Source organism: Sphingomonas sp. (assembly GCF_045810705.1).
In the GTDB taxonomy this organism is placed as follows: domain Bacteria; phylum Pseudomonadota; class Alphaproteobacteria; order Sphingomonadales; family Sphingomonadaceae; genus Sphingomicrobium.
This window is the reverse complement of record NZ_JBJMVI010000002.1, coordinates 175,058-199,919: the sequence shown is the minus strand read 5'-3', so window position 1 is coordinate 199,919 and position 24,862 is coordinate 175,058. Positions and strand designations below refer to the sequence as shown.

Sequence of the window (24,862 nt, the reverse complement as noted above, 5' to 3'; positions counted from 1 at the left end):
TCGGGAACCATCCCGCCGGCTCTAGCACATCAGCCGCATTGCGCCTGCGCCTTGGCGTCGGCCTCCAGTTTCTTGAGCTCGGGCCGGACCTTCGCGCCGTACACTGCGTCGAGCTCGGCATAAGCCTTGCACGCCTGTGCCGGCTGGCCGAGCTTCGCCAGCGCCTGCCCGAGATAAAAGAGGCTGTCCTGGGCGCGCTCACCACCCGGGTTGCTGCGGTAATTGGCAAGCAGGGCGGTTGCCGCCCCGCGCGCATCGCCTTTGTCGAGCAAGGCGCGTCCGACCAGATTTTTGGCATAGCTGACCCGGCGGTGCCCCGGATAAGCGGCGGTGAAGGCTTTCAGCGATTCGATCGCCTGATCGTACTGGCCGCCCTCCCACAGGCGGAAGCCCGCCGTATAGGCTTCCTCGCCCGCATCGCTAACCGTGGCAGCGGTAGCGGTTGTTACCGGCGGCTCGGACGCAGCAGCGGTCTTTTTCGGCGTTGACGATTTGGCCGCCGGCGGCTTGGCCTTCGGCGGGGTTGCAGCCGGCGCTGTCGTCACCGCGGGAGACGGAACAGCCGGCGTCGCCGCGGCTTCGCTCATCCGTTGTTCAAGCGCCCCGATGCGCTGGTCCTGGTCGGTCTTGAGCTGGCCAATCCCCGTCTCCAGGTTGCGCAGCCGGTTCCCGTTCTCCTCCGATTGCCGGACGAGATCGGCGACCTGCCGCTCGATCGCATCGAGACGCTGGTCGAGGCTGACCACCGATGACTGGGTCGCGGCGGGATCGTCGGCGAAGGCCGCGGTGTCGGCTGGGCGCCCCTTCGGGAATATTTGCCGCTGCACCTGCTGCACCTGCTTCTCCAGCCGGTCGATCCGTTGCTCAGGCGTCGGCGGCGCCTGCCGTTGGGCGTCGGCATGCGACGGCACCAGCGCCGCGCACGCCGCAAGGGCGATGGTCAAACGAGGCTTCACTTGGTCTTCCCCACGCTTTTTGTTGCGGACGTATCTGTGAGCGCTCGCGGCTTGCGCGGCGATGAATCTACTGGCCGGTGTTGGTAGTCGGCGGAGTTTCGGCCTCGGGCGGCGGCGCAGCTGACCGCGAGAAGCTGGAGCGAGGACGACGAATCCGCGGCGCGGGCGGTGGCGGCGGTGCGCTTGCCGGCGCGGCCGCCGCCGCCGGGACAGCGGGACGCGCCTTGAGCAAATCGGCCGGCAGCAGGCTGACGTCCGTGACCGTCGTCGCCGGCGGTCCCACCGACGCGGCGACGCTGTTGCCGACGGTGATCTTGAGCGCCTCCGGCTTGCCGGTCTTGAGCAGCGGAGCCGTCGCCGTGGCGGGCACCGGATAAGCCTCACCCGGTTGCAGCATGCCCGAGAACAAAGTCGCTCCACCCTTCTCGCTCACCTGAAGCCAGACCGGCGCGACGGCGGTCAGCACCACCGGCACCTGGCCAGCCCGATTGACGGCGGGCGGCCCGGCCGGTGTCGTTGTCGATGGCGCCGCCGCTACCGGCGCGTTGGTCGCCGCCTGGTCCGGCCCGTCGAGCGAACGACGGTTGAGGACACTCATCACCGCGATTAGCAGCACCGCGGCAACCACCGCGCCGATGACCAATGACTTGGGCATGGTCCGGCGGGGATCGGCGGGCTCGAACACATCGGCCGACGTGGCCGCAAAGCGCTGGCCGCCCATCTCCTCGCGCAGCTGGTCACCGATTTCAGCGCGGTCGAGACCGACGATCGCGGCATAGTTCTTAGCGAACCCGATCGTGTAGGTCGGAGCCGGAAGGTTGTCCCATTCGCCCGTTTCGATACTCGCGAGGTGTCGTTGCGGGATGCGCGTCTGGGCGGCGATGTCCTCGAGGCTGAGCTTGTGCTGTTCACGGGCCGCGCGGAGGCGCTCGCCCGCCGTCGGCAGGGTCTCCGGCACGGGCTCGGCTTCCACCGCCTCAATGTCAGGGTCGCGCTTGGCCATGTGCCTTGTTTGAGGCCTGGGGACCGGGTGTCAACCGCAACCTATCCCACCACCACACTATGTCGCCGCGCCCAGTCGCCAAGCGCCTTGCGCATGTCCTTCGGCGGGCGGGCGAGCAGCTGACCCATCCGGGCACGGATCGCACCGGCGTCGAGCGAGCGGACCATCGCCTTGAGCGGACCGACCGCAGCCGGAGTGATGGAGAAATTTTCCGTACCGAGCCCGATGAGCGCCATCGCCTCGAGCGGACGCCCCGCCATTTCACCGCAGACTCGGACCGGAACGCCCGCATCGCGCGCCTGGTCCAGCACCCGCTTCAGGAAGCGCAGGATCGCCGGGCTCACCCAATCGTAGCGCTGCGCGAGCCGCGGGTCCGAGCGGTCGGCGGCGAACAGGAACTGGGTGAGGTCATTGGTCCCGACAGAGATGAAATCGACGCGCGGGAGCAGCTGGTCGAGCATCTCGGCGAGGCTCGGTACCTCGAGCATCGCGCCGAACAGGATCTGCGAGGGAAGCTTGCGGTGCGCATCGCGGGCCCACTGGACCTGCTCCTCGAAAAGCGCCCGTGCTTCCTCATATTCCCACGGTTCGGAGATCATCGGGAACATGACCCGCAGGACCTTCCCCGCCGACGCCTCGATCAACGCTCGCGCCTGGGCCTTCATCAAGGTCGAGCGGTCGAGCGAAAGACGCAGCGCGCGCCAGCCCATCGCCGGATTCTCGGCTTGCTCCTCGGCGTCATCCGTAAGGTAGGGCAAGGCCTTGTCCCCGCCGATATCGACCGTACGGAAGACGACCGGCCGGCCGGCAGCGGCTTCGAGCACCTTGGTGTAGAGCCTGAGCTGGCGGTCACGGCCCGGCAGCGTCGCCGAGACGAGGAACTGAAACTCGGTGCGGAACAGGCCGATGCCGTAGGCGCCGGTCATCGGCAGAGCCACCGCGTCCTCGGCAAGCCCGGCATTGACCATGACGCTCAGCTGCACTCCGTCGAGGGATTTGGCCGGCAGGTTTCTGACGGCGGCGAATTCGGCCCGGCGCTTCTGGCTGAGCGTCATCCGGTGTTCGAATCCGGCGAGCAGCTGCCGGTTCGGGCGGATGATCACGCTGCCGTTGTCGCCATCGACGAGGATCGTCTCGCCTTCCTGGACGCTGTGGCGGATGTCGTGGAGGCGACCGATCACCGGGACTCCGATCGCCCGGGCGACGATCGTCATGTGCGAGGTCAGCGAGCCTTCCTCGAGCAGCACGGCCTTCAGGTGCCGGCGGTCATATTCGAGCAGCTCGGCGGGTCCGAGGTTGCGGGCGATCAGCACGGCGTCATGCGTCAGACCGGTCTGTGCCGCCGTCCCCATGCGGCCCGAGACGATCCTCAGCAGCCGGTTGGATAGGTCCTCGAGGTCGTGCATCCGCTCCTGGAGGAGCGGATCGTCGATCTCGCGCATCCGGGCGCGCGTGCGCTGCTGGACGCGCTCGATCGCGGCTTCGGCGGTCAGGCCGCTGTCGATCGCCGCGTTGATCCGTCGCGACCAGCCCTCGTCATAGGCGAACATCCGGTAGGTCTCGAGGATCTCCTGATGCTCGCCGGTGGTCCCGAACTCCGCCTCGCGCGCCATATTGTCGATCTGCTCGCGCATCTTGCGGAAGGCGGAATAAACCCGCTCGCGCTCAGCCTCGATGTCGTCGGCGACCGTATGCTCGACGATCACGCGCGGCTCGTGGAACACCGCTTCGCCCTTGGCCATGCCGGCGACCAGCCTGAGGCCGGGCAGGCGCAATGGGCCGGCGCTGCGCAGCCTACCGCGCCGCGACCCATCGACCAGGCGCGCCGCCGCGATCATCTCCGACAGCACCATGGCGACGGTCTGTAGCGCCTCGATCTCGACGTCCGCGTAGCGGCGCGGATCGGCGTGCTGGACGGCGAGGACACCGATCGGGCTTTCGAGCCGGACGATCGGGACGCCGGCGAAGCTGTGATAGCGCTCCTCGCCGGTCTCGGGCTTGTACAGGAACGCCGGGTGCTCGGCGGCCTCGGCAAGGTTCAGAACCCGGCCTTCGGCGGCGATGGTTCCGACCAGCCCCTCGCCCATCCGCAGGCGGGTGACGTGCACCGCTTCCTTGCGTAGGCCGTGCGTGGCGAAAAGCTCGAGATTGTTGTCGCGCAACAAGTAGATCGAGCACACTTCGCTCGCCATTTTCTCGGCGATCAGGTCGACGACCTTGTCGAGCTTGGACTGCGCGGAGCCGCGGCTCGCCATGATCGCGTGCAGACCGGTCAGGATCTCGCGGGCGGAAGTGGCGGCGCTCAAGGGCATCGCCGCCCGGCTATCAGATGGAGCGCGAGCCTGTCACGCGCGCGATCAAATCAAATATGCCTGGCTTGGGAATTCAGCGGTACCAGCCCGCGACCGACATCCATTTGGCTTCGCTCTTCATTCGGCCGAGCGTTTCATCGGCCACCACGTCGTCAAACTGGATGCCGCACTTGTCGTCCGACCGCCAGACGACCGTCGCGAGGCCATCGAATGGCCCGACCACGACAAGCACGTCGTCGCCCGGCGCCGGCATGTCGCGGGCGTCGAGCCGTGCACCTCCGGACGAGAGGTCCGAGACGATGATCGAGCGCGAGCGTCCAAGTCCGAACGCCGAGCCGGCAAGGACGACCGGCTCGCGCTCACAGCGGCGGCGGCAGGTCTGAGATGTGGAGTCGCCCATTCCTCTGTCGTCTCACGCGGCGACCCAAGCATGAAGCGCTCATCTGCCGCTGTACCGTCGCGAGACGGTCCGTCGGGCCTAGCCGCGGCTTTCGAGCGCGGCAGCGGCTTCGTCGACCAGCTCCTGGATGATCGCGGCCACTGGCTCCTCGCGATTGACCATGCCGACGGACTGGCCGGCCATGACCGACCCTGATTCGACGTCGCCGTCGATCACCGCTCGGCGCAGCGCGCCAGCCCAATAATGCTCAATCTGGAGCTGCGCCTCGGCCATTTCGATCGCGCCTTCGTCGAGCTTTTGGGCCACTTCGCGCTGCTTCGCGGCGAAATTCTCCATCTCGCGGTTCTTGAGCGCTCGAACCGGGATGACGGGCAGGCGCGGGTCGATCTGCACCGATGGAATCGCATCGCGCGCCGAGGCGCGGATGAACGCCTTCTTGAAGTTGGGGTGCGCGATGCTCTCATTCGCGCAGACGAAGCGGGTGCCGAGCTGGACTCCGACCGCGCCCATTTCGAGATAGGCGGCGATCGCCTCGCCGCGGCCGATCCCGCCGGCGACGAACACGGGAATGTCCTTGCTGACGTTCGGCAAGATCTCCTGAGCCAACACCGAAGTCGAAACCGGCCCGATATGACCGCCGGCCTCCATGCCTTCGATGACCAAGGCGTCGGCGCCTGACCGTATCAGCTTCTTCGCGAGCGAGAGCGCAGGCGTGAACGCAATCAGTTTTGCCCCATTGGCCTTGATTCGCTCTATTGCTCCGCCGGGCGGCAGACCGCCGGCGAGCACGACGTGGCTGACCTGATGCTTCGCGCAGACGTCGATCAGCTCGGAGATCTGCGGGTGCATGGTGATGAGATTGACGCCGAACGGGCGGCCGGTGCGCTGTTTGGTCTCGGCGATCTCGGTGTCGAGCAGCTCCGGGCTCATCGCCCCGCAGGCGATGACGCCGAATCCGCCGGCGTTGGAAATGGCGGAGACGAGGTGGCGTTCGGAGACCCAGCTCATCGCGCCCCCCATGATGGCGTGGGTGCAGCCGAGGAACTCGGTCCCGCGATGCATCAGCTCCTTGAGCCGTGCGTGGCCGACGCTGGCATGGACCGCGCGCGGCTCCGCAATGAGCCCCTCGCCGCTCATGCCGCCTCCTCCGTATCGAGGCCGAAGGCAGTATGCAGGACGCGGACCGCAAGCTCGGTATATTCCTCGGGGAGAAGCACCGAGACTTTGATCTCGGAGGTCGAGATGGCGAGGATGTTGATCCCGCGCTCGGCCAGCGTTTCGAACATCGTCGCGGCGATCCCGGCGTTGGAGCGCATGCCGATTCCGACCGCGCTCACCTTCACGACATCGGTGTCGGTGATGATCTGGTCGAAGCCGATCGCCTCCTTCGCTTTCTCGAGCTCGGCGACCGCATGCGTCAGCGACGCAGTGGGAACCGTGAATGTGAGATCGCTGGGGGCGCCAGTCCCGGCGCCGCTCTGGACGATCATGTCGACATTGATGCCGGCTTTCGCGAGCGGCGCGAAGATCGCCGCCACCGTGCCGGCCTTGTCCGGCAATCCGGTCAGCGTGATCCGCGCCTCGTTCTTATCATGGGCGATGCCCGTGACGAGCTGCCGTTCCATGTTGAGCTCCTCGATACTTTCGTCGGAGACGATGAGCGTCCCGGGCCTGTCCTCGAACGATGATAGTACCTGCAGCGCCATGTTGTAGCGCATGGCAAGCCCGACGGAGCGGGTCTGAAGGACCTTGGCTCCGACCGACGCGAGCTCCAGCATCTCCTCATAGGTGATGGCTGTGAGCTTTCTCGCCCGCGGGACGATCCGCGGGTCGGTGGTGAAGACGCCCTGGACGTCGGTGTAGATATCACAGCGGTCGGCGTTGACGGCGACGGCAAGCGCAACGGCCGAGGTATCCGACCCTCCACGGCCCAGCGTCGCGAGATCGCCTTCGGCGGTGATACCCTGGAAGCCCGGGATGACGGCGATTCCGCCCTTGACGAAAACATCCTCCAGGATGTCCGCCTCGATATGGTCGATCAGCGCCGACGAATGGCCCGACGCGCGGATCGGCAGCTGCCAGCCCATGTAGGAACGCGCGTTCAGCCCCATGCCAGAAAGGGTGATCGCGAGAAGGCCCGAGGTCACCTGCTCGCCGGACGCGACGACCACGTCATACTCGCGCGGGTCATAGAGCGGCGCGGCTTCCCTGCACATCTGGACGAGGCGGTCGGTCTCGCCCGCCATGGCGGAGACCACGACGGCGACCTCATTGCCGCGGTCAGCCTCGCGCTTCACCAGGCCGGCGACGTGCCGGATACGCTCGATGCCCGCCATCGACGTGCCGCCGAACTTCATCACGATGCGGGTCTTCGGCGGCGGCATTGCGGCGGGTCTTAGCTGCTGGGCGAGTCGGCGCAACCGCCAAGCCAGTCGGGAATTCGGTCGGCGGCGATCAGCGCATCGACATCGACGCGCGGGCGGACGATGGCCCACCGCTTGCCGTCAACCAGCACTTCAGGCGTCAGCGGGCGCGAATTGTAGGTGCTCGACATGGCTGCCGCGTAGGCGCCGGCGGTGCGGAACACGACGAGGTCGCCGGCTTCGACCTCGTCCATCGGCCGCGCCGTCGCGAAGGTATCCCCGGTCTCGCACACCGGGCCGACGACATTGGCGGTGCGCCGATTGCCGCTGGGCCTGACGGCCTCGATCCGGTGCCATGCGTCGTAGAGCGCTGGCCGCATGAGGTCGTTCATGGCCGCGTCGACGATGACGAACGGGTCGGTCGCGCCCGGCTTCACCCGGATCACACGCGAAAGCAGGACGCCGGCATTGCCGACGATCAGCCGGCCCGGCTCGAACACCAGGCGCGCGTTCCATCCGCCGGCGATGCGCCGGACCATGGCCCCATAGTCGGCCGGGCTTGGCGGCGCCGGATGGTCGGGATCGTGGGGAACTCCGAGCCCGCCACCGAGGTCCGCGACGCCGATCGTGTGGCCCGCGGCTCGCAACTCGGCGATCAGCTCGCCGAGGCGGGTGAAGGCGCGGTCGAGCGGGTCGAGGCTGGTCAGCTGGCTGCCGATATGGACGGCGACGCCCTGGACCATCAAGCCGGGCAGCGTCGCGATGCGGGCGTAGGCGCCCGGCGCATCGCCAATCGCAATCCCGAACTTGTTCTCGGCCGCGCCGGTGGTGATCTTGGAATGACCTCCCGCGGCGACGTCCGGATTGACGCGGAAGCCGACCGGGGCCGTGCGGCCCATCGCCTTGGCGACAGCGGACAGCATCTCGGCTTCGTCGAGCGACTCGAGATTGAACTGATAGAGACCGCCTTCGAGCGCGAGGCGCATTTCCTCCTCGGTCTTGCCGACGCCCGAGAAGACGATCTTGTCCGCCGGCACGCCCGCCGCTCGCGCGCGGCGGTATTCACCGCCCGAGACCACGTCGGCGCCGAGCCCCGCTTTGGCCAGAGTCGAGATCACGGCCCCGTTGGGATTGGCCTTGACCGCATAAGCGATCAGCGGGTCGGGAAGCGGCTCCAGCGCCTCACACAGCGCCGCGACATGGCGGCACATGGTCGCCGTCGAATAGACATAAACCGGCGTGCCGACGCTCGCCGCAATCTCGGCGAGCCCCACCTCCTCGCAGGCAAGCTCTCCGTCCTTGAGCTGGAAATGATCCATCGCACGAGCCCCAACGCACAGCTCCCTTTCCCTTTGCAAGTCTGGGATGCATGGGGGCGGCGTGAGCAGCATCATCGCCGACGAAGTGAAGCAATTCGCGAGCCACGCGGGCAGCTGGTGGGATCCGGCCGGGCCCGAAGCGATGCTGCACAAGCTCAATCCGGTGCGCCTCAAATACATACGCGACCAGATCGACCACCATTGGCAGTGCGACGAATGTTCGCACACCCCCCTGAACGGAAAGAGCGCGCTCGACGTCGGCTGCGGCGCGGGGCTGCTCGCGGAGCCGCTGGCGCGGCTGGGCGCAAAGGTCACCGGCCTCGATGCTTCGCAGGAGCTGATTGCCGCCGCCCGCGGCCATGCGGCGGCGATGGGCCTGACCATCGACTATCGCTCGGGCGAGCTGCAGGAGCTCGAAGGCCAATTCGACCTGATCACCTGCATGGAGGTGATCGAGCATGTCGCGGAGCCCGCGGCGTTCGTGGCGGCACTCGCGCGGCGGCTCGCGCCCGACGGGCTGCTGGTCATGTCGACGCCCAATGCGACCGGCTGGTCGAAGCTGCTGATGATCACCGTCGGCGAAGGGCTTGGCCGAATCCCGAAGGGCACTCACGATTTCGCGAAGTTCATCGCGCCGGAGCGGATGAAGCTGCTACTCGGCAATGCCGGGCTGAAATGTGTCGATGTTGAAGGAATCGCCTGGAGTCCCACACGCGGGCTGCACCTCAGCGATGATGTTCGGCTCAACTACCTGGTGTCGGCAATTCGCGCCTGAGCGATTCTCAGCTCAACCCGGTTGAGGAACGCTCCGCGCTTAACCGCCATTAACCATCTGGTCGCCGGGCCAGTCTCCCCTAAGCCTTTGGAATCAGATTCGTTTTTTTGGCCGGGGGGCCAACCCATGCGTTCACTGTTCAACTTTTCTTCGCGTGACGTCGCTATCGACCTCGGAACCGCCAATACGGTGGTCTACGTTCGCGGCCAGGGCATCATCACGAGCGAGCCCTCCGTCGTCGCGATGGAAATCGAGAACGGGGTCCGAAAGGTCCGCGCCGTCGGAAACGACGCCAAGCTGATGATGGGCAAGACGCCCGACAACATCCGGACGATCAGGCCGCTCCGCGCGGGCGTCATCGCCGACATCGAGGTCGCGGAGGAGATGATCAAGCATTTCATCCGCAAGGCGCACGGCGGCCCAAGCCGCTTCTCGCGCGGGCCCGAAGTCGTGATCTGCATTCCGTCCGGCGCGACCAACGTCGAACGGCGTGCCATCCGCGACGCGGTGACCAACGCCGGCGCCGACAAGGTCTCGCTGATCGAGGAGCCGATGGCCGCGGCGATCGGCGCCGGGCTTCCGGTCGCCGATCCGATCGGGTCGATGGTGGTGGACATCGGCGGCGGCACGACCGAGGTCGGCGTCATCTCGCTCCAGGGCCTGGCGCTGTGTCGTTCGGCGCGGGTCGGCGGCGACAAGATGGACGAGGCGATCGCCTCCTACGTGCGGCGCAACTACAATCTGTTGATCGGCGAAGGCACGGCCGAGCGCGTGAAGCTCGAGATCGGCGCCGCGGTGCGTCCCGCCGACGGCAAGGGGGTGACGGCGCTGGTTCGCGGCCGCGATGTCGGCCGCGGCATGCCGGCCGAGATCGAGCTCAACCAGTCGCAGGTTGCCGATGCGCTCGCCGAGCCGGTGAACCAGATCATCGAGGTCGTCCGCACGGCGCTCGAGCATACGCAGCCGGAAATCGCCGCGGACGTGATCGACCAGGGCATCACGATGACCGGCGGCGGGTCGCTGCTGCGCGAGATCAGCATCGTGCTGCAGGACGCGACCGGATTGCCGGTGCATGTCGCCGACGATCCAATGAGCTGCGTCGCGCTGGGTGCCGGCCGGACGCTCGAAGACCAGGTCTATCGCGGGGCGCTGATCGCGGCCTAAAAGTCCACCTTGTCATAGTGCCCGGGCGGAACGATCACTTCCATCCGCTCGCCGAGTAACGGCCGGAAGCAGGGCCGCGACTTCATCACCGCGTACCAGTCCTTGGTCTGCTTATGCCCGCGCCAGTCGAGCGCGCCGAGATAATCGATCACGCTAAGATGCGCCGCCGCGGTGAAGTCGGCGAGGCTCAGGCCCGGCCCGGCGAGCCATCTCCGATGGTCGAGCAGATAGTCGAGATAGTCGAGATGCTCGGACGCGGTCCGCATCGCCTCGCGCAGCACCCTCGTGTCCGGGCTCTCGCGGTTGACCAGCCGCTTGCGCATCCGCTCGTTCATCATCGGCTCGACCGCCTCGCGGTAGAGCTTGATGTCGAACCACTCGGTCATCCGGCGGATTTCGGCGCGCAGCGCGGCATTGCCGTGGATCATCGGCATTCGGTCCACAGTCTCGTCAAAATATTCGACGATCGGCTGCGAGCCGATCAGCGTCACCGCCTGGTCCGGCTCGACCATCACCGGCGTCTCGCCGGCGGGGTTCAGGTCCATGAATTCGTCGCGGCGTTCCCACGGGTTCTCGCGCACCAGCTCATGGCCGACGCCCTTCTCGGCGAGCACCAGCCGGACCTTGCGGGAAAAGGGGCAGAGAGGGAACTGGAAGAGCTGCCACATCGAAGGGCAGCTTTAGCGGGGCCGCATGGCTAGTCCACCGTCATTGGCAGCCTATTTCAAGAGCCTCAGCAATGCTGACCTGTCGCCAGGCATCAATGATCCCGCCGAGCTGGCGGCGGGGGTGCCGGCACCGGCGGAGCAAAGGGCAAAGGTGCGCGCGGGAGCTGCTTCGTCGCCTCGTAGAACTCATCGAATGGACTTTGGGGCAGCTTCGTCGTGGCCAGGATGCGCGTCAGGAGCGTTCGATCTTTCGCCGGATCGACCTGAAATGCCGCGGCGAATGCCTGGCCGGCTTCGGTTTTTGCGAAGCTCAGCGTCGCGCGAATTTGCGCTGGAGACATCTTCGCTTCGAAAATCTGTGCCCAGCCGCCATCGATCGCCTCGTTGACCACCCGCGCATATTCCTCTGCATGCTTGCTTGCGATGGCGTCGGCGGCGGCCTGGCATTCAGGATTCTTGGGATCGCAGCCCATTCCTCGGGTGGAGAGATGGACCGAAAGGAGCTCCGACTTTACGCGCTGCTTCACCTCGCCGGCGGTTGTTCGTGCAAACCACAGAAGCCGTGGAGCGGCGAGCGCTCTCGCCAGCTCAAGGGCAGCCGGACTGGGCTGAACCTGAGCCGGCGGACTTTTCGATGAATTGATTGGCCTGCCTTGGCCCTGAGCGACGGCCGGCAGCATCAAGGCCGACACGGCCCAGCAAGTTCGAAAGAATTTCACGTTTGCCCTCTCGACAGAATCAGCGAGCGAGCATCGCGACCTGTTCCTGACGCCCGGTTAACGCGCTTAAGATTAGCGCCTGGGATAGGTTGGATCGGGCATGTTCGCGACCGCGCGCTCGAGCGCCTGCTGGGCCTGGGCGAGGCCCTGCATCATCGCCGGCAGCGCCTGGTTCACCGCATTCATGCTCTGCCGCACCATTGGGCGGACATTGGCGATGTTTTGCTGAACGTGGCGGTCGAAATCCGGGTCGTCCTGTCGGGCCATGTCGCGCACGGTCATCCGCTTCTCCGCGGGGCCAGCCTGGCGTCCTTCGAGCGCCGCGCGCACCTCGCCCACCCTCATATCCAGCAGCGCCTGCGACAGGCCTTGCATGGCATTGGCGAGCTTGTCCGCCGTTCTCGGGTCGGTCAGCTCGGGCGGAAGTTGCGGCAACGGCTGCGCGACAGCGGGGCTGGCGCACAGCAGCAGCGGAAGGATGAAAAGGTTCTTGGACATTGCACTCACCGTCTAAGTCACTGAATTATCGGCCCGGCTCATTGACGGCGCAAGTTAAAATTCAATGCCGCATGACCAGCCATGCCAGCGCGACGAGACCGGCGGCGATCCGGTACCAGGCGAAAGGCGCAAAGCCGTGCCGCGAAATGTAGTGCACGAAAGCGCGCACCACGACGAGCGCGACGACGAAGCTGACGACGAAACCGACCGCGACCGCCCCCAGGCCCACCCCGCTCGCCCCCGCCAGCAACTCGTGCCGGTGCTTTACGAACTCGAGCGTGGTCGCTCCTGCCATGGTCGGGATCGCGAGGAAGAAGCTGAATTCCGCGGCGGTGCGCCGCTCGACGCCGAGCGAAAGCGCGCCCATGATCGTCGCGCCCGAGCGGCTGACACCCGGGATCATCGCCAGGCATTGGGCGATCCCGATCCCGACCGCGGTGCTGACCGGCAGCTCGGCGATACCGACGACGTCCGACCGTTTGGCCAGCTTCTCGATCACCAGGATCGCGATGCCGCCGACGACGAAGGCGACGGCGACGACGTAGGCATTCCCCAGCAACGCCTCGATATTCTTGATCAGGATGAAGCCCAGGATTGCCGACGGGAGAAAGGCGATCAGGACGTTGCGGACGAAGCGCCACGACATCGCATTGCCCCTGATCAGCCCCTCGATCACCGCCCAGAAGGTGCGCCAATAAAGAACCACGATCGCGAGGATCGCGCCCAGTTGGATGATGACGTTGAACGCCGCCCATTTTTCGGCATCGAAGCCGAGCAGCTTGGTGGCCAGGATCAGATGGCCGGTCGAGGATACCGGCAGGAACTCCGTGACGCCCTCGACGATGCCGAGGATGATGGCGATCAGCAGGACGGGCATCGGTTCACGCGATCCGTGGTCAGTTCGTCGCGGTCAAATGAATTCGCCGGCCGGCAAACTTCCCGCCCTTGTGGAAGCGGCCGAGCCATTCGTAGGCAACCGCTACGAGCGGCGCCGGCCGGATGCCGAATGCCTCGAGGCCGGGCAGCTCGCCCGAGGGCACATTGTCGCGCTGGAGCATCAGCCACTGGTCGCGCGTCAGCGGCGCGCCGGGCAGCCAGCCAAGCTTCGACAGCAGGCCGGCGAACAGGTCGGGCAGCGGCACGATCTCCGGCTTCTGGCCGGTGATCTCGAGGATCGCGCGGTGAAGCTCGATCATACTCATCACCTGCGGCCCGCCGATCTCATAGGTCTTGCCGCCAAAGCGCCGGGGATCGAGCGCAGCCATGGCGATCGCCTTGCCGAGGTCGCGGACATAGACCGGCTGAAACTTCCGGGCCGCGGCGATCACCGGCAGAAACGGCAGCCGCGCCAAGCCGGCGAAACGGTTGGTCAGCTCGTCCTCGGGTCCGAAGACCAGCGACGGGCGGACGATCGTCGCGCTCGGAAAGGCTGCGCGTGCCGCCTCCTCGCCTTCGGCCTTCGTCCGGCCGTAAGTCGATTCCGATTTTAAGCTCGCGCCGATCGCCGAAACCTGGACCACAGCATCGAGGCCGCCATCGCGCGCCGCCTCGGCGACGTTGCGCGCACCGTCGACATGCACGGCGCGCATCTCCGCGCCAAACACGCCGCAGAGATTGACGACGGCCGTCGCGCCATGGAGCGCCCGGCGGACGCTGTCGGCGTTGGTGACGTCCGCGGCGACGAAGCCGAATTGCCCGACCTGCCCGAGTGGCTGGATGATATAGGCCTGGCGCGGATTGCGTTGCGCGATCCGCACCCTGACGCCGCTCTTCAGCAAGAATTCGCAGACGTAACGGCCGATGAATCCCCCGCCGCCGAAGACGGTGACCAACTCTTCCGCGCGTTCGAGCATGCGATCGCACTAGCGCTACCCGCTTGCGGCTGACAAGCGGCGCGCCGCTTCATCGCGTTCAAAAATAGTCGGACAGCGTGACCTTGGCCTTGCTACCGTCGGCGCGGGTGAGAGAGATGGATTTACCGACCGGGCCCCTCACCCAATCCGGTCCGCTGTAATAGTCATGCGTGACCTGCCGTTCGTCGACGGCAACAATCTCGTCGCCAACCTTCAGGCCGGCCGCGGCCGCGGGTCCTTGCGGGGAAACGAAGGTGACTTTGAGACGGTCGTCCAACAGGTCGAATCGGACACCGGCGCGATCTCGCTCGAACAGGGGGGCGTCGGTCCGCGGCGTCAGGTAAATGCGGTCGCGACCGAGATCGAGATCGACCTTGAACTGTTTCATCAGTCCGATTCCGACATTCGTCATTTGCGTCGGATCGTCGTCATTACCTGATTCCGACAGAATCGCCGGAACCAAGGTGAATGTCTTTCCAGCCAGCGTGACCGACGGGACGATGACCGCGCGAGCCGGATGGACGCCCCCTACTCCGCCACTCATCGCACCGGCATATTTGAGGTTCGCAACCTCGGGCCGATGGCCCCAATAGGTTATCGGCATAACCAGCGGGCTGCCGTTACCGAGATCGAACAAGGCTTCGACCGGTGGTGCGCCGGCGATCGAAACCGAAATTGTGTTGAATGGCCCGCGCTTGGTCAGCTGCATTGCCGTGGCTGCGGCATCCGGCTGGAACGATTCGTGCGGCCGCACCACAAGCTGCTTCCTGGCCCAGTCGATCGAGATGACCGCCGAATTGAAGAAGTCGCGGCCAAGAACGACATTGATCGGTCGCCCGATCCCTCGCGCGACGGTCGCCAGGTCCATCACTCCAACGCTCGCTTTGTCGATCCGAAGAGCGCCGATATCCAGGGTCAAGCCGGATACGAGCTCCGCGTCGACGTCGCCGCCCGCGCCCTTGGCCTGAATCTTGAATCCCTCGGGAAGGCCGATCGACCTCGCATAGGCCCGATCGATCGTCGTCAGGCTGGCGCCCGTATCGAGCATAGCCTGCGTCTCATGGCCGTTGAGCCGGATGGGAATCACAATCCGGTTTCCCCGGAACAGCTCGAATGAAACTGGACGCTCGCTCGGGGCGACGGAGATCACGGGCTTCGGAAGGGGCGGATGTCCGGGGTGGGCGGCGCACAGGCCGCCGAACAGGGCCAAAGCGGCGGCCCCGGACCAAATCTTCGCGGATCTATTCACCTTGCGGATCCTTTATGTCATCATAGAGCAAGAATATATTATTGTATAACGATAATAATGTAAAGAGAAAAAGAAATGGATGACGAAATCATCAAACGCTATGCCCGCCGCTTGAGGCTTGGCGTCCTCATTGTTTTCGGAGCGGTTCTGGCGCTGGTGATCTGCGGACAATTTGGAATCCGCATCGCCGGTGCGCCGGTGATCCTCCAACCCCGCAGCGCGGGTGTTGAAGGAATTCCGACCGTCGGCGACGGCGTTCTCGTTCTGCTCGCGATCGCGATCTACTGGTTGAGCGCGGCGCTTCGGGCGATTGCGGGCGGCGACCTCTTCTCGCGCGCGGTCGTCCGCAGCTTCCGCCAATTCGCCGTGTGGATGCTGGTCATGGCGCTTTTCACCGCCGTTGCGCCGATGATCCTGGCCACCGCGGCTCCGATGCATGGGGGTCGCCACCGCATCATGGTCCTTATCGATCTTCGCGAACTCCTGCTGGTCGGCCTGACGCTCCTGTTGCTGCTGATCGCCCGCATGTTCGAGCGGGCGCGGGCGATCCAGGATGAAATGAGCGAGATCGTCTGATGCCGATCATCGTCCGGCTCGACGTCATGCTGGCCATGCGCAAGGTCAAATCCAAGGACCTCGCGGCCGATATCGGAATCACCGAAGCCAATTTGTCGCTGCTGAAATCGGGCAAGGTGAAGGGCATTCGCTTCGCGACTCTCGAGGCGATATGCGAGCGGTTGCGGTGCGAGCCGGGCGACTTGCTGGAATATCAGCCGGCGGAGCAATCCGGGCATTAGCCGGGATCGCACCGCCGCTCGCGACTGGCCCGTTGACAAGGCCGGCCGGCGCCCCTTTAAGCGCGCCGCCCTACCACTAGATCTTCGTTCCCGTGCCCAGGTGGCGGAATTGGTAGACGCACCAGCTTCAGGTGCTGGCGCTCGCAAGGGCGTGGAGGTTCGAGTCCTCTCCTGGGCACCATTTCCCAATTCGCCAGCGTTCGCGCATGGGTTGAAGAATCCGCAGAAATCAGCTACTTTCTAGTCTGAATTGATCGCTCTTGGTTGCTGGCGTTCGCTGACAATCGCAAAAATTTGGGGGCCTTTTTGGGGGCCTTTTCGAATTGGTCGATTTCTGTGTCGAGGGAGGGCGAACATCATGGCATTGACCGATACCGCGATCCGGCTGGCAAAGGCCGAAACGAGCGATCGAAAACTCACAGACAGCAAGGGTCTCTATTTGCTGGTTACGGCAACTGAGTCGAAGCTGTGGCGGCTAAAGTATCGGATCGACGGCAAGGAGAAGAAGCTGGCTTTGGGCAGCTATCCCGAAGTCGGCTTGAAGGAGGCCCGCGCACGGCGCGACGCGGCGCGCCAGTCCGCACAGGCCGGGAACGATCCGTCCGTCACCAAGCGCGAAGCCCGGATTGCGAATCGGATTGTCGCCGCCACTACCTTCGCTGGGATCGCGGACGAGTATATCGCGAAGTTGGAAGCGGAAGGCAGGTCAGTTGTCACCATCGAGAAAACGCGCTGGCTTCTGAGCAAACTATCACCAGCATTGGGCGCGCGTCCCATAGCCGAAATAAGCCCTCATGAACTGCTGGCTGTGCTGAAGAAGGTCGAGCAGGCGGGGCAGCGTGAGACGGCGCGACGCTTGCGATCCTTCTCCAGCCGCGTCTTCCGTTATGCCGTTGCGACGGCGCGGACGTCGACCGATCCGGCGCAGCCGTTGCAGGGCGCACTGGTTTCGCCTGTCGCGAAGCATCATGCGGCAATCACCGATCCCATCGCATTCGGGAAGCTGTTGCGGTCGATTGAGACCTATCCTGGCCAGCCAGTCACGAAGCTAGCGCTGCGCTTTACCTCGCATGTTTATCAGCGGCCAGGCGAAGTGCGAAAGGCCGAGTGGAGCGAGATTGATTTCGACAAGGCGCTCTGGACGATGCGGGCCGAACGGATGAAGCAACGCCAGCCGCACCGGGTGCCCCTGTCGCGACAGGCGATAATGATCTTGCGGGAAGCAGCGGAATTGACTGGAGGCGGGCGCTACATATTCCCGAAGTTGGGATCGCCGCTGAAGCCAATGTGCGAGAACGCTATCAACGGCGCTTTGCGGCGTATGGGACATGGACCGGACGAGATGACTGCACATGGCTTTCGCTCAACTGCATCGTCGCTGTTGAACGAAAGCGGCAGATGGAGCGCTGACGCGATTGAGCGGGCCTTGTCGCACGCGGACGGCAATCAAATCCGGGCGGTGTATCATCGCGGCGCACACTGGTCTGAGCGCGTCGAAATGGCGCAATGGTGGAGCGATCATCTTGATACCCTCCGTGAGGGAGCAGAGGTGCTGCCTTTCTCCGCGAAACGAGGCAACGGATAGAGTTAACGACACTGACCGCTAGTGTCTGCTTTCGACCCATTGCTGCCATAAGCGCGTGTGAGAAAGCAATGAGGCAGCACTGGGGCGCTCGCGTTCGCCGGCCGCCTTAGGCTCACACCGTGAGCCGTTTAAAAGTGAACAGCAGCGGTCAGGCTTGCACTCCGCTCCCTCCATTGGTCGCCGAAGTGGGCGCGATAGTCGGCGGAGAGGATCGCCTGGCCGACAGCGAGGTCGAGGCGGGCATCGATCGAGCTCGCTCGACGGTTGAAGCCGAGCGAACCATTATCGAATGAGCCGTTGGCGCCTGCGAAGCGCGCGGTCCGTGCTGGATCGCCGGCGCCCCACACGCGCTCAACATCGGCATCGACATGTGGCGCGAACAGGACGCCCCCGAGGTGGAACTTGGTCGCAGCGCGAACGCCAAGCCGGAGCTGATCCATGGCGCGATTCTCGCGGCCGAAGGTCAGTGCCGACAGGCCCCCTGTCTCACCAAAGGCCGGTGAGGAGATCATGAGGTGCGCGTAACCCGCATAAGGGGCGATGTTGATGGCCTCACGCGACAGATCATAGGCGCCCTCGAGCTCGAGCCGGTGAGTGGTGGCGCGATACCTCGCCTCGCTGCGCTCGGCGAAGCCCGGGAAGACAATCGTCCGGGTGACCGAAACGTCATGCCAGGCACTGGTCACCGCCGCCAGCGCGCGGAAACGGCCGGACTTATAAGCAGCGGCGCCTGCCAGGAAGCGGCTGTCGATATCGCCGCTGATGCTGGCATCGGACAGGCTCGTCGTATAGCGCCCGCCAACCATGAACAGGGAGAGCGCGCCATGGCGGCGCTGCAGGCCCGAGTGCATGCCGCGGGCGGCGAGCGAATTGACACCGGCCCATGACAAGGCAGGGGCATCGGGATCCGCGCCATCGAAGCCGAGCCGCACGTTGCCGACGTCGCGGTCCATCATCGCATCGAGCCGCGCGTAAGCCGAGCCCGAGAGCGCGTTGAACGCCTGACGAGCGCCGGTCAGCGACTGATAGATCACCGACTGGTAAAGCGCGCTGCTCCCGCCGAGCGATTCCACTGCCGTCGCCGTGCTAAAGGTCGAGGCCGTAGCTGCCGAAGGCAACGGCTTGCCGTTCGGTGCGATCTGAACGGTGATCGTTCCCTTCTGCTGAGTGTTCACGGTCGCTTTGAAGTACGCATAATCGGTAATTACGGAGTCGAACTTGCCGCTTATGCCGCCCGTCGCGGTCAGTACGAGATAGGTGCTCGTCGCCGGATAATTGGGGAAAATCCCGGCCAGGACCTGAAGGCTAGATCCCTTCGAGATCGTGACGCCGCCGCTCACGGCGAGCTTGTCGGAAGTCCCATTCGGATTGGTCTGGACGCTGAGCGTCGACCCAGCGTTGAACGCGACATTGCCACTGATGTTGAGCGTGCCGATGCTGCTCCCGCCCGGCGACAGGAGGCCGCCGCTGTTCATGGTCACGGCGCCGGTGATGGTGCCGATACCGGCGAGCATCGCGCCGGCGTTGACGGTTATCGGCGAGCTGAGCGTGCCGTTGACGGCGAGCGCCCCGCCGTTGATCGTGGTCGAATTGAAACTGCCGGTGTTGCCGGGCGCAGTCCAATAGCCGCCGAGGACGTTGAACGTCTCGAAACGGTCGAAGTGGCCGACGGTCTGGACCGCTGTCGGCGTGGCGACGGTGCCTGACACGCGAAGGGTGTCGTTTCCAGTACCGCCATCGATTGCGCCGCTGATCGAAGAGCCGGTCTGGAGCGTCACTGTGTCCGCGGTATTCGTCCCAAGCAACGAAACTGCTGTAGCTCCCGTGGTCGAAATCGACCCGGAATTGACCAAGTTGGTGGGAGAGTCGCTGCTGACTGCGACTGCTGAACCGCGCGCAGTGATCGAACCGCTATTGTTCAGCGTTGCGATGAGGCTGCCGTTGAATTGAACCGAGCCATTGATCGCGCCGCTGTTGGTTACCATCGCGGGGCCCGTCCCGAATGCGCCCATGATGACGGCAGCGCTAGCGTTGGTCACGCTGATCGTGCCCGCATTGTTCAAGCTGCCGTTGTTGGTGAAATAAGCCCCTATCGTCCCACCGCTGATCGAACCGCTCGCTGTATTGGTGACGGAGCCTCCCCCTTGCACCTCGATGCCCCACACTCCGCTCGAGATGGCACCGCTGTTAGTCAGAGACCCCGCAACCGCAACTCCGGAGCCTGCCGTCGTTGCGACCGTGCCTGTGTTGTTAACGGTCGATCCGAGACCAAGCGCCGTGATTCCGTTCACGGACGAGGTGACGTGGCCACTGTTGGCGATCGTTGAAACGCCAATTCCAAACACACCGAAACCGTCGGAAGTGCCGGGCGCCGCGAGAGCAATTATGGTGCCCGCATTGTTGAGCGTTAGCGAGCTTTGGGCTTTAATGCCGTACGAGGAACCGGTGATTGACCCGGTAAACGCATTCGTAACGGCGAGGGGGCTGTCGGTGTAAACTGCGCCGGTGCTCGACGCTGCACCGTTAATTGAGCCGCTGTTGGTCAGACTGCCGTTCGCCAGGCCGAGGAACTCTACAGCGCCGTTGAGGGTCCCGCTGTTGGTCACGGACCCGGTCCGCCCCGTATCACCGGCCAGCGCGACGATGCGCACAGCGGCCGCGTTGCCGCTGATCGTTCCGGCGTTGTTGACCGATCCGCCGTTGGCGAGCGTGATGCCGCGCCGGTTGCCTTCGATGACGCCGCCCGCAAGGTTGGTGACGCTGCCGATGGTGGCGAAGCTGTTCAGCGGCTGGTCGTTGAAGGCCATCATCCACACGCCGTCGGCAGTGGCGCCGACGCGGCCCGCGATGTAGCCGCTGTTGGTCACGGTCCCGCCGCCGATCAGGCGAACGCCGATATCCGTGTCCCCGATGATGGTCCCGGAGTTGGTGACCGTCGAGCCGACTGCGCGGCCCTCGAGCAGGTTGGTGCTGGGGTTGAGGACGTAGGACGTGGTGATTCCGAAGCGCTGGCCGGAGATCGTGCCGCTGTTGACGATCGTCGCCGAGCCGCCCGCGACGTCGATGCCGCCGTCGGGCGACGCCGCGAATCCATCGTAGCTGCCGTTGCCGCGGATCGTGCCGGCATTGGTCAGCGAAAGACTCGAGCCTGCGCTAAGGATGCCGCTGGTCGCGCCGGTGATCGAGCCCGTCGCGCCGTTGTTGATCGACATCGGGCCGTTGGTGAGGCTCGACCTAATCCCGGCCGTGCTGCTGCTCGCCATCGTGCCGCTATTCACGACGCTGGCGTTGGCGAGCTCGGACAAGGTGGTCGACCCGTTGATCGTCCCGCTATTGTTGACGGTACCGGTCCGGCCTGCCTCACCCGTGCCGGTCTGGATAAGGATCGCACCGCTGCCTCCGCTGATCGTGCCGGCGTTGGAAATCGCGCCGCCGCCGCTGAGAACGACCCCGAACCGGTTGCCGTCGATGGTGCCGCCGAGAAGGTTGGTGACGCTGCCGATAATGGTCGAACCGGTAATGTCTTGCCCGTCGAACGCGAACGCCGAAACACCATCGGCGACGGCGCCGACGCGGCCCGAGATCAGGCCGCTGTTGGTCACCGTGCCGCCGCCGATCAGCCGGACGCCGTCGTTGCTGTCGCCAATGATCGAGCCACTATTGGTGACCGTCGAGCCGATCGCGCGGTTGCTCGCCGCGTTGGTGAAGAAATCCGAATAGATGCCCGTCGTGATGCCGAAGCCCGCGCCTGAAATGTTGCCGCTGTTGGTGATCATCGCTGGTCCGCCGGTGATCAAGATTCCGGCATCTGCCACCCGAAGAGTGCCTGACGCTCCGTTGCCGCGAATCGTACCGGCATTGGTGAGCGACAGCGAGGCGCCCTCGCTGAAGATGCCGCTGGTTCCGCCGATGATCGTCCCTGTTGCGACGTTGGTGACGGCGAGCGGACCCATGTAACCGTCAAAAGCCCATCCGTGGACGGCGGGGCCGGCAGGGGCCAGGATGGCGCCGCTATTGGCGAGGCTGGCGCTGGCGAGCTGGATAAAGTCGACCGTCCCATTGATCGTGCCGCTGTTGGTGAGGGTGCCGATCCTGCCGGCATCCCGAGCCTCGAGGACGATTGCTCCCCTGTAGCCGCCATTGATTGTGCCGGCGTTATTAACGGTGCCGCCATCGCTGATGATGATTCCCTCGCGGTGGCCTTCGATCACTCCGCCGGCGAGGTTGTTGACGGTGCCGATACCGGCACTTGGCAGTCCGCTGAGATCCTGACCATCGAAGGCGAGTATCGACACGCCGTCGGCGCTGAAGCGCGTGTTACCAGCGATGTAGCCGCTGTTGGTCACCGTGCCGCCGCCGATTAGTTTGATCCCATCATTGTTGTCGCCGATGATCGAGCCGCTGTTGATGACTGTCGAGCCGATCGCGCGGTTGCTCGCCGCGTTTGTGAAGAAATCCGAATAGACGCCCGTCGTGATGCCGAAGCCCGCGCCAGAAATGTTGCCGCTGTTGGTAATGCTCGCCGGTCCGCCGGTGACCAGGATTCCGGCATCTGCCACCAGCGCAGAAATGGACATTCCGTTGCCGCGAATTGTCCCGGCATTGGTGAGCGACAGCGAGGCACCTTCGCTGAAGATGCCGCTGGTTCGGCCGATGATCGTCCCGGTTGCGTCGTTGGTGACGGCGAGCGGACCCATATAGCCGTCAAAAGCCCATCCGTGGATGGCGGCGCCGGCAGGGGCCACGATAGCGCCGCTATTGGCGAGGCTGGCGCTGGCGAGCTGGATGAAGTCGACGACACCATTAATGGTGCCGCTGTTGGTGAGGGTCCCGAACCTTCCGGCGTCCCGAGCCTCGAGGACGATCGCTCCCCGGTAGCCGCCATTGATCGTGCCGGCGTTGTTGACCGTGCCGCCGTCGCTGATGATGATCCCCTCGCGGTGGCCCTCGATGACTCCGCCAAGGAGGTTGTTGACCGTGCCGATGCCGGCGCTGCCCAGTCCGCTGAGGTCCTGGCCGTCGAAGGCGAGAATCGAAACGCCGTCGGCGCCAACGCGCACCCTGCCGGCGATGTAGCCGCTGTTGGTGACGGTACCGCCGCCGTGCAGGCGAATGCCGTCGTTGCCTTCGCCGACGATCGACCCGCTGTTAGTGACCGTCGTGTCAGTCGTGAGCCCGGTGATCGAGTTATCGGGGTTCGTGAAATAAACGGTGGCGATGCCGAACTTTGCGCCGAAAATACTGCCGCTGTTGGTGATCGATGCGGGGCCCCCGCTCAAGATCACGCCGCCATTGGCATCAATTTCTATGTCGTCCGCCGTGCCAAGCCCGAAAATAATGCCGGCGTTGTTGAGCGACATGCTCGATCCGTCGCTCCGGATTCCATTGATCGCACCGGTGATCGAACCACCTGCCTGATTGTCAACCGAAAGCGAGCCGCCCGGCGCGGTGGTGAAAATGCCGTTGCCGGTCAGCGACGCGACGGTGCCACTATTGATGACGCTGGCGCTCGCGAGGTTGTTGAACTGGACGGTGCCGTTGAGAGTGCCACTGTTGGTGACGGTGCCATTCCGGGGCAGCTCGGAACCAACCGACTGCGCCTGAAGGAGGATACTGCCGCTATTGCCGCTGATCGTCCCGGCGTTGTCGACCATGCCGCCGTTGCTCATGATCACGCCGAAGCGGTTGCCCTCGATCACACCGCCGGTGAGGTTGGTGACGTTACCGATGACGTCGAAGCTGGCGAGGTCCTGGCCGTCGAACGAAAACATCGAGATGCCGTCAGCCCCGGCGTCGACCCGACCCGCGATATAGCCGCTGTTGATGACGCTGCCGCCGCCGATGAGGCGAATGCCATCGTTATTGTCACCGATGATCGAGCCGCTGTTGTCGACGGTTGAGCCGATCGCCAGGCCGAGGAGGGGATCGGTCGTGACGTAGATTGTGGTGATCCCGAACTGTTGGCCCGAGATCAAGCCGCTGTTGGTGATAAAGCCAGGCCCGCCCTGGAGCACGACACCGCCGGCGGAGTTGGCGCGGAAGGCCTGGTCGCCGTTGCCCCGGATGGTCCCCGCATTGTCGAGCGTCAGCGACGCCCCATTCGAGCGAATCCCGCTCACGAAACCATCGATCGATCCGGTTGCCGTGTTGGTCAGCGTCAGCGCGGCATCGCTGAACACCGCATCTTGCGTGGTGCCGACGACGTCGGGGGTGTTGGTGGCGACGATCGAGCCGCTGTTGGTGACGTTGGCGGTGGTCGTCTTGTTGAAAATCAGCCCGTCGCCGATCGATCCGCTGTTGTTCACGTTGGCGGTGCCGACCGTGTTGAAGGACGTGAAATAGTCGACGGTGCCGCTGTTCGTCACATTCGCGGTGCCGACACCGGCAAGCCCAATGACGACGGTATGACCGCTATTGGCGACGTCCGCCCAAGCCAGCGAGCTCATTTCGATCCCGCCGTTGAAAATGGTCCCGCTGTTCGTGATCGCGCCGGTCTGGCCTGGTCCCGTGCCAATGATCCTGGCCCCGTGGTCGATCGATCCCGCATTGCCGATCGTTCCCCCGCCGATGATGAAAACGCCCGTGCGATTGCCTTCGATCAGCCCGCCTGCGAGGTTGGTGACCGAGCCGATCCCGGTCATTCCCGTCGTGTCTTGACCATTGTAGGCAAAGATCGCGATGCCGTCGGCGCCGGGGCCCACGCGGCCGGCAATGTAGCCGCTGTTGGTGACGCTGCCGCCGCCAATCAGCCGGACGCCCGGGCCAAAGTCGCCGATGATGGAGCCGCTGTTGGTGACCGTCGATCCGATCGCGCGGCCTTCAAACACGCCGTTGTTGTTGAAATACATCGTCGCGATGCCGGCCCGAGCCCCGGAAATATCGCCGCTGTTGGTTATTTGGGCAGGCCCGCCGCTGATGATGACACCGCCATTGGAATCGTTGACGGTGAGGTTGGGACCGTCGCCGCGGATAGTCCCGGCATTGTCCAGATCCAACGACGAGCCAGTGGAATAGACACCCGTCAGCGTGCCGTAGAGCGTGCTGCCGGAAGGGTTAGAAACCGGCGTCGAATCGGTGCTCTGCAGCCCGTAGGTCTGCGAGAAAGCCGGGGTGGTGAAAATGCCGCACATTGCCGTTGCGGCCAGCAGCCTTGCCGTGGATGCCCTCGCTTGCATTCTTGCCCCCTTGCTTTCCTGCACGA

19 protein-coding genes and 1 tRNA gene are annotated in these 24,862 nt (G+C 64.9%); 6 read left to right on the top strand and 14 right to left on the bottom strand.

Annotated elements, in window-relative coordinates; translation table 11 throughout:
- Positions 1-29: 29 nt before the first annotated feature.
- The 7 genes from ACJ8FR_RS00955 to lysA all read right to left on the bottom strand — a co-directional run bounded on the left by ACJ8FR_RS00955 (position 30) and on the right by lysA (position 8,353).
- The gene (locus ACJ8FR_RS00955) at positions 30-956 is read right to left on the bottom strand and encodes a tetratricopeptide repeat protein (RefSeq protein WP_407826726.1); all 927 of its coding nucleotides are present in this window, start codon (positions 954-956) and stop codon (positions 30-32) included.
- A 67-nt stretch (positions 957-1,023) separates the two neighbouring features.
- Positions 1,024-1,959 (bottom strand): helix-turn-helix domain-containing protein, encoded by a 936-nt coding sequence (locus ACJ8FR_RS00950; protein ID WP_407826725.1) that lies wholly within the window; start codon positions 1,957-1,959, stop codon positions 1,024-1,026.
- A gap of 41 nt (positions 1,960-2,000) precedes the next feature.
- Positions 2,001-4,271: a phosphoenolpyruvate--protein phosphotransferase gene (gene ptsP / locus ACJ8FR_RS00945; RefSeq protein WP_407826724.1), complete on the bottom strand. Its 2,271-nt coding sequence runs from the start codon at positions 4,269-4,271 to the stop codon at positions 2,001-2,003.
- A gap of 73 nt (positions 4,272-4,344) precedes the next feature.
- The gene (locus ACJ8FR_RS00940) at positions 4,345-4,671 is read right to left on the bottom strand and encodes a PilZ domain-containing protein (RefSeq protein ID WP_407826723.1); all 327 of its coding nucleotides are present in this window, start codon (positions 4,669-4,671) and stop codon (positions 4,345-4,347) included.
- A 78-nt stretch (positions 4,672-4,749) separates the two neighbouring features.
- On the bottom strand, positions 4,750-5,808 hold the full coding sequence (locus tag ACJ8FR_RS00935; RefSeq protein ID WP_407826722.1) for an NAD(P)H-dependent flavin oxidoreductase: 1,059 nt from the start codon (positions 5,806-5,808) through the stop codon (positions 4,750-4,752).
- Entirely contained in the window at positions 5,805-7,055 is a 1,251-nt protein-coding gene (locus ACJ8FR_RS00930) for an aspartate kinase (RefSeq protein WP_407826721.1), read from the bottom strand. Before ACJ8FR_RS00930 ends, ACJ8FR_RS00935 begins: the two co-directional genes overlap by 4 nt.
- Positions 7,056-7,066: 11 nt before the next feature.
- Positions 7,067-8,353 (bottom strand): diaminopimelate decarboxylase, encoded by a 1,287-nt coding sequence (gene lysA / locus ACJ8FR_RS00925; protein WP_407826720.1) that lies wholly within the window; start codon positions 8,351-8,353, stop codon positions 7,067-7,069.
- Positions 8,354-8,399: 46 nt separating this feature from the next.
- Here lysA and ubiG point away from each other — a divergent pair, with 46 nt between their 5' ends.
- Positions 8,400-9,128 (top strand): bifunctional 2-polyprenyl-6-hydroxyphenol methylase/3-demethylubiquinol 3-O-methyltransferase UbiG, encoded by a 729-nt coding sequence (ubiG, locus tag ACJ8FR_RS00920; RefSeq protein ID WP_407826719.1) that lies wholly within the window; start codon positions 8,400-8,402, stop codon positions 9,126-9,128.
- Positions 9,129-9,254: 126 nt separating this feature from the next.
- Positions 9,255-10,292 carry a rod shape-determining protein gene (locus ACJ8FR_RS00915; protein ID WP_407826718.1) on the top strand — a complete coding sequence of 346 codons (1,038 nt, stop codon included), beginning with the start codon at positions 9,255-9,257 and terminating at the stop codon, positions 10,290-10,292.
- Here the strand turns inward: ACJ8FR_RS00915 and ACJ8FR_RS00910 are convergent.
- The 6 genes from ACJ8FR_RS00910 to ACJ8FR_RS00885 all read right to left on the bottom strand — a co-directional run bounded on the left by ACJ8FR_RS00910 (position 10,289) and on the right by ACJ8FR_RS00885 (position 15,117).
- On the bottom strand, positions 10,289-10,960 hold the full coding sequence (locus tag ACJ8FR_RS00910; protein WP_407826717.1) for a glutathione S-transferase family protein: 672 nt from the start codon (positions 10,958-10,960) through the stop codon (positions 10,289-10,291). The two genes, ACJ8FR_RS00915 and ACJ8FR_RS00910, sit on opposite strands and share 4 nt — an antisense overlap.
- Positions 10,961-11,052: 92 nt before the next feature.
- The gene (locus tag ACJ8FR_RS00905) at positions 11,053-11,487 is read right to left on the bottom strand and encodes a hypothetical protein (RefSeq protein ID WP_407826716.1); all 435 of its coding nucleotides are present in this window, start codon (positions 11,485-11,487) and stop codon (positions 11,053-11,055) included.
- Between the two features lie 264 nt (positions 11,488-11,751).
- Positions 11,752-12,177 carry a hypothetical protein gene (locus ACJ8FR_RS00900; protein ID WP_407826715.1) on the bottom strand — a complete coding sequence of 142 codons (426 nt, stop codon included), beginning with the start codon at positions 12,175-12,177 and terminating at the stop codon, positions 11,752-11,754.
- A 61-nt stretch (positions 12,178-12,238) separates the two neighbouring features.
- On the bottom strand, positions 12,239-13,054 hold the full coding sequence (locus ACJ8FR_RS00895; protein ID WP_407826714.1) for an undecaprenyl-diphosphate phosphatase: 816 nt from the start codon (positions 13,052-13,054) through the stop codon (positions 12,239-12,241).
- A gap of 19 nt (positions 13,055-13,073) precedes the next feature.
- Complete coding sequence (locus ACJ8FR_RS00890; RefSeq protein WP_407826713.1) at positions 13,074-14,030, bottom strand: complex I NDUFA9 subunit family protein; 957 nt, start codon at positions 14,028-14,030, stop codon at positions 13,074-13,076.
- A 58-nt stretch (positions 14,031-14,088) separates the two neighbouring features.
- Entirely contained in the window at positions 14,089-15,117 is a 1,029-nt protein-coding gene (locus tag ACJ8FR_RS00885) for an aspartyl protease family protein (protein WP_407826712.1), read from the bottom strand.
- A 237-nt stretch (positions 15,118-15,354) separates the two neighbouring features.
- On the opposite strand from ACJ8FR_RS00885, the gene ACJ8FR_RS00880 reads away from it, so the two are divergent.
- From ACJ8FR_RS00880 to ACJ8FR_RS00865, 4 genes are all read left to right on the top strand, one after another.
- On the top strand, positions 15,355-15,855 hold the full coding sequence (locus ACJ8FR_RS00880; protein ID WP_407826711.1) for a hypothetical protein: 501 nt from the start codon (positions 15,355-15,357) through the stop codon (positions 15,853-15,855).
- Positions 15,855-16,076, top strand: a complete 222-nt coding sequence (locus ACJ8FR_RS00875; RefSeq protein ID WP_407826710.1) for a helix-turn-helix domain-containing protein — start codon at positions 15,855-15,857, stop codon at positions 16,074-16,076. Before ACJ8FR_RS00880 ends, ACJ8FR_RS00875 begins: the two co-directional genes overlap by 1 nt.
- 94 nt (positions 16,077-16,170) lie before the next feature.
- Positions 16,171-16,257 (top strand) — tRNA-Leu (locus tag ACJ8FR_RS00870).
- A 177-nt stretch (positions 16,258-16,434) separates the two neighbouring features.
- Complete coding sequence (locus tag ACJ8FR_RS00865) at positions 16,435-17,661, top strand: tyrosine-type recombinase/integrase (RefSeq protein WP_407826709.1); 1,227 nt, start codon at positions 16,435-16,437, stop codon at positions 17,659-17,661.
- Between the two features lie 128 nt (positions 17,662-17,789).
- Here the strand turns inward: ACJ8FR_RS00865 and ACJ8FR_RS00860 are convergent, their stop codons facing one another.
- On the bottom strand, positions 17,790-24,836 hold the full coding sequence (locus tag ACJ8FR_RS00860) for a hypothetical protein (protein ID WP_407826708.1): 7,047 nt from the start codon (positions 24,834-24,836) through the stop codon (positions 17,790-17,792).
- Positions 24,837-24,862: the final 26 nt, after the last annotated feature.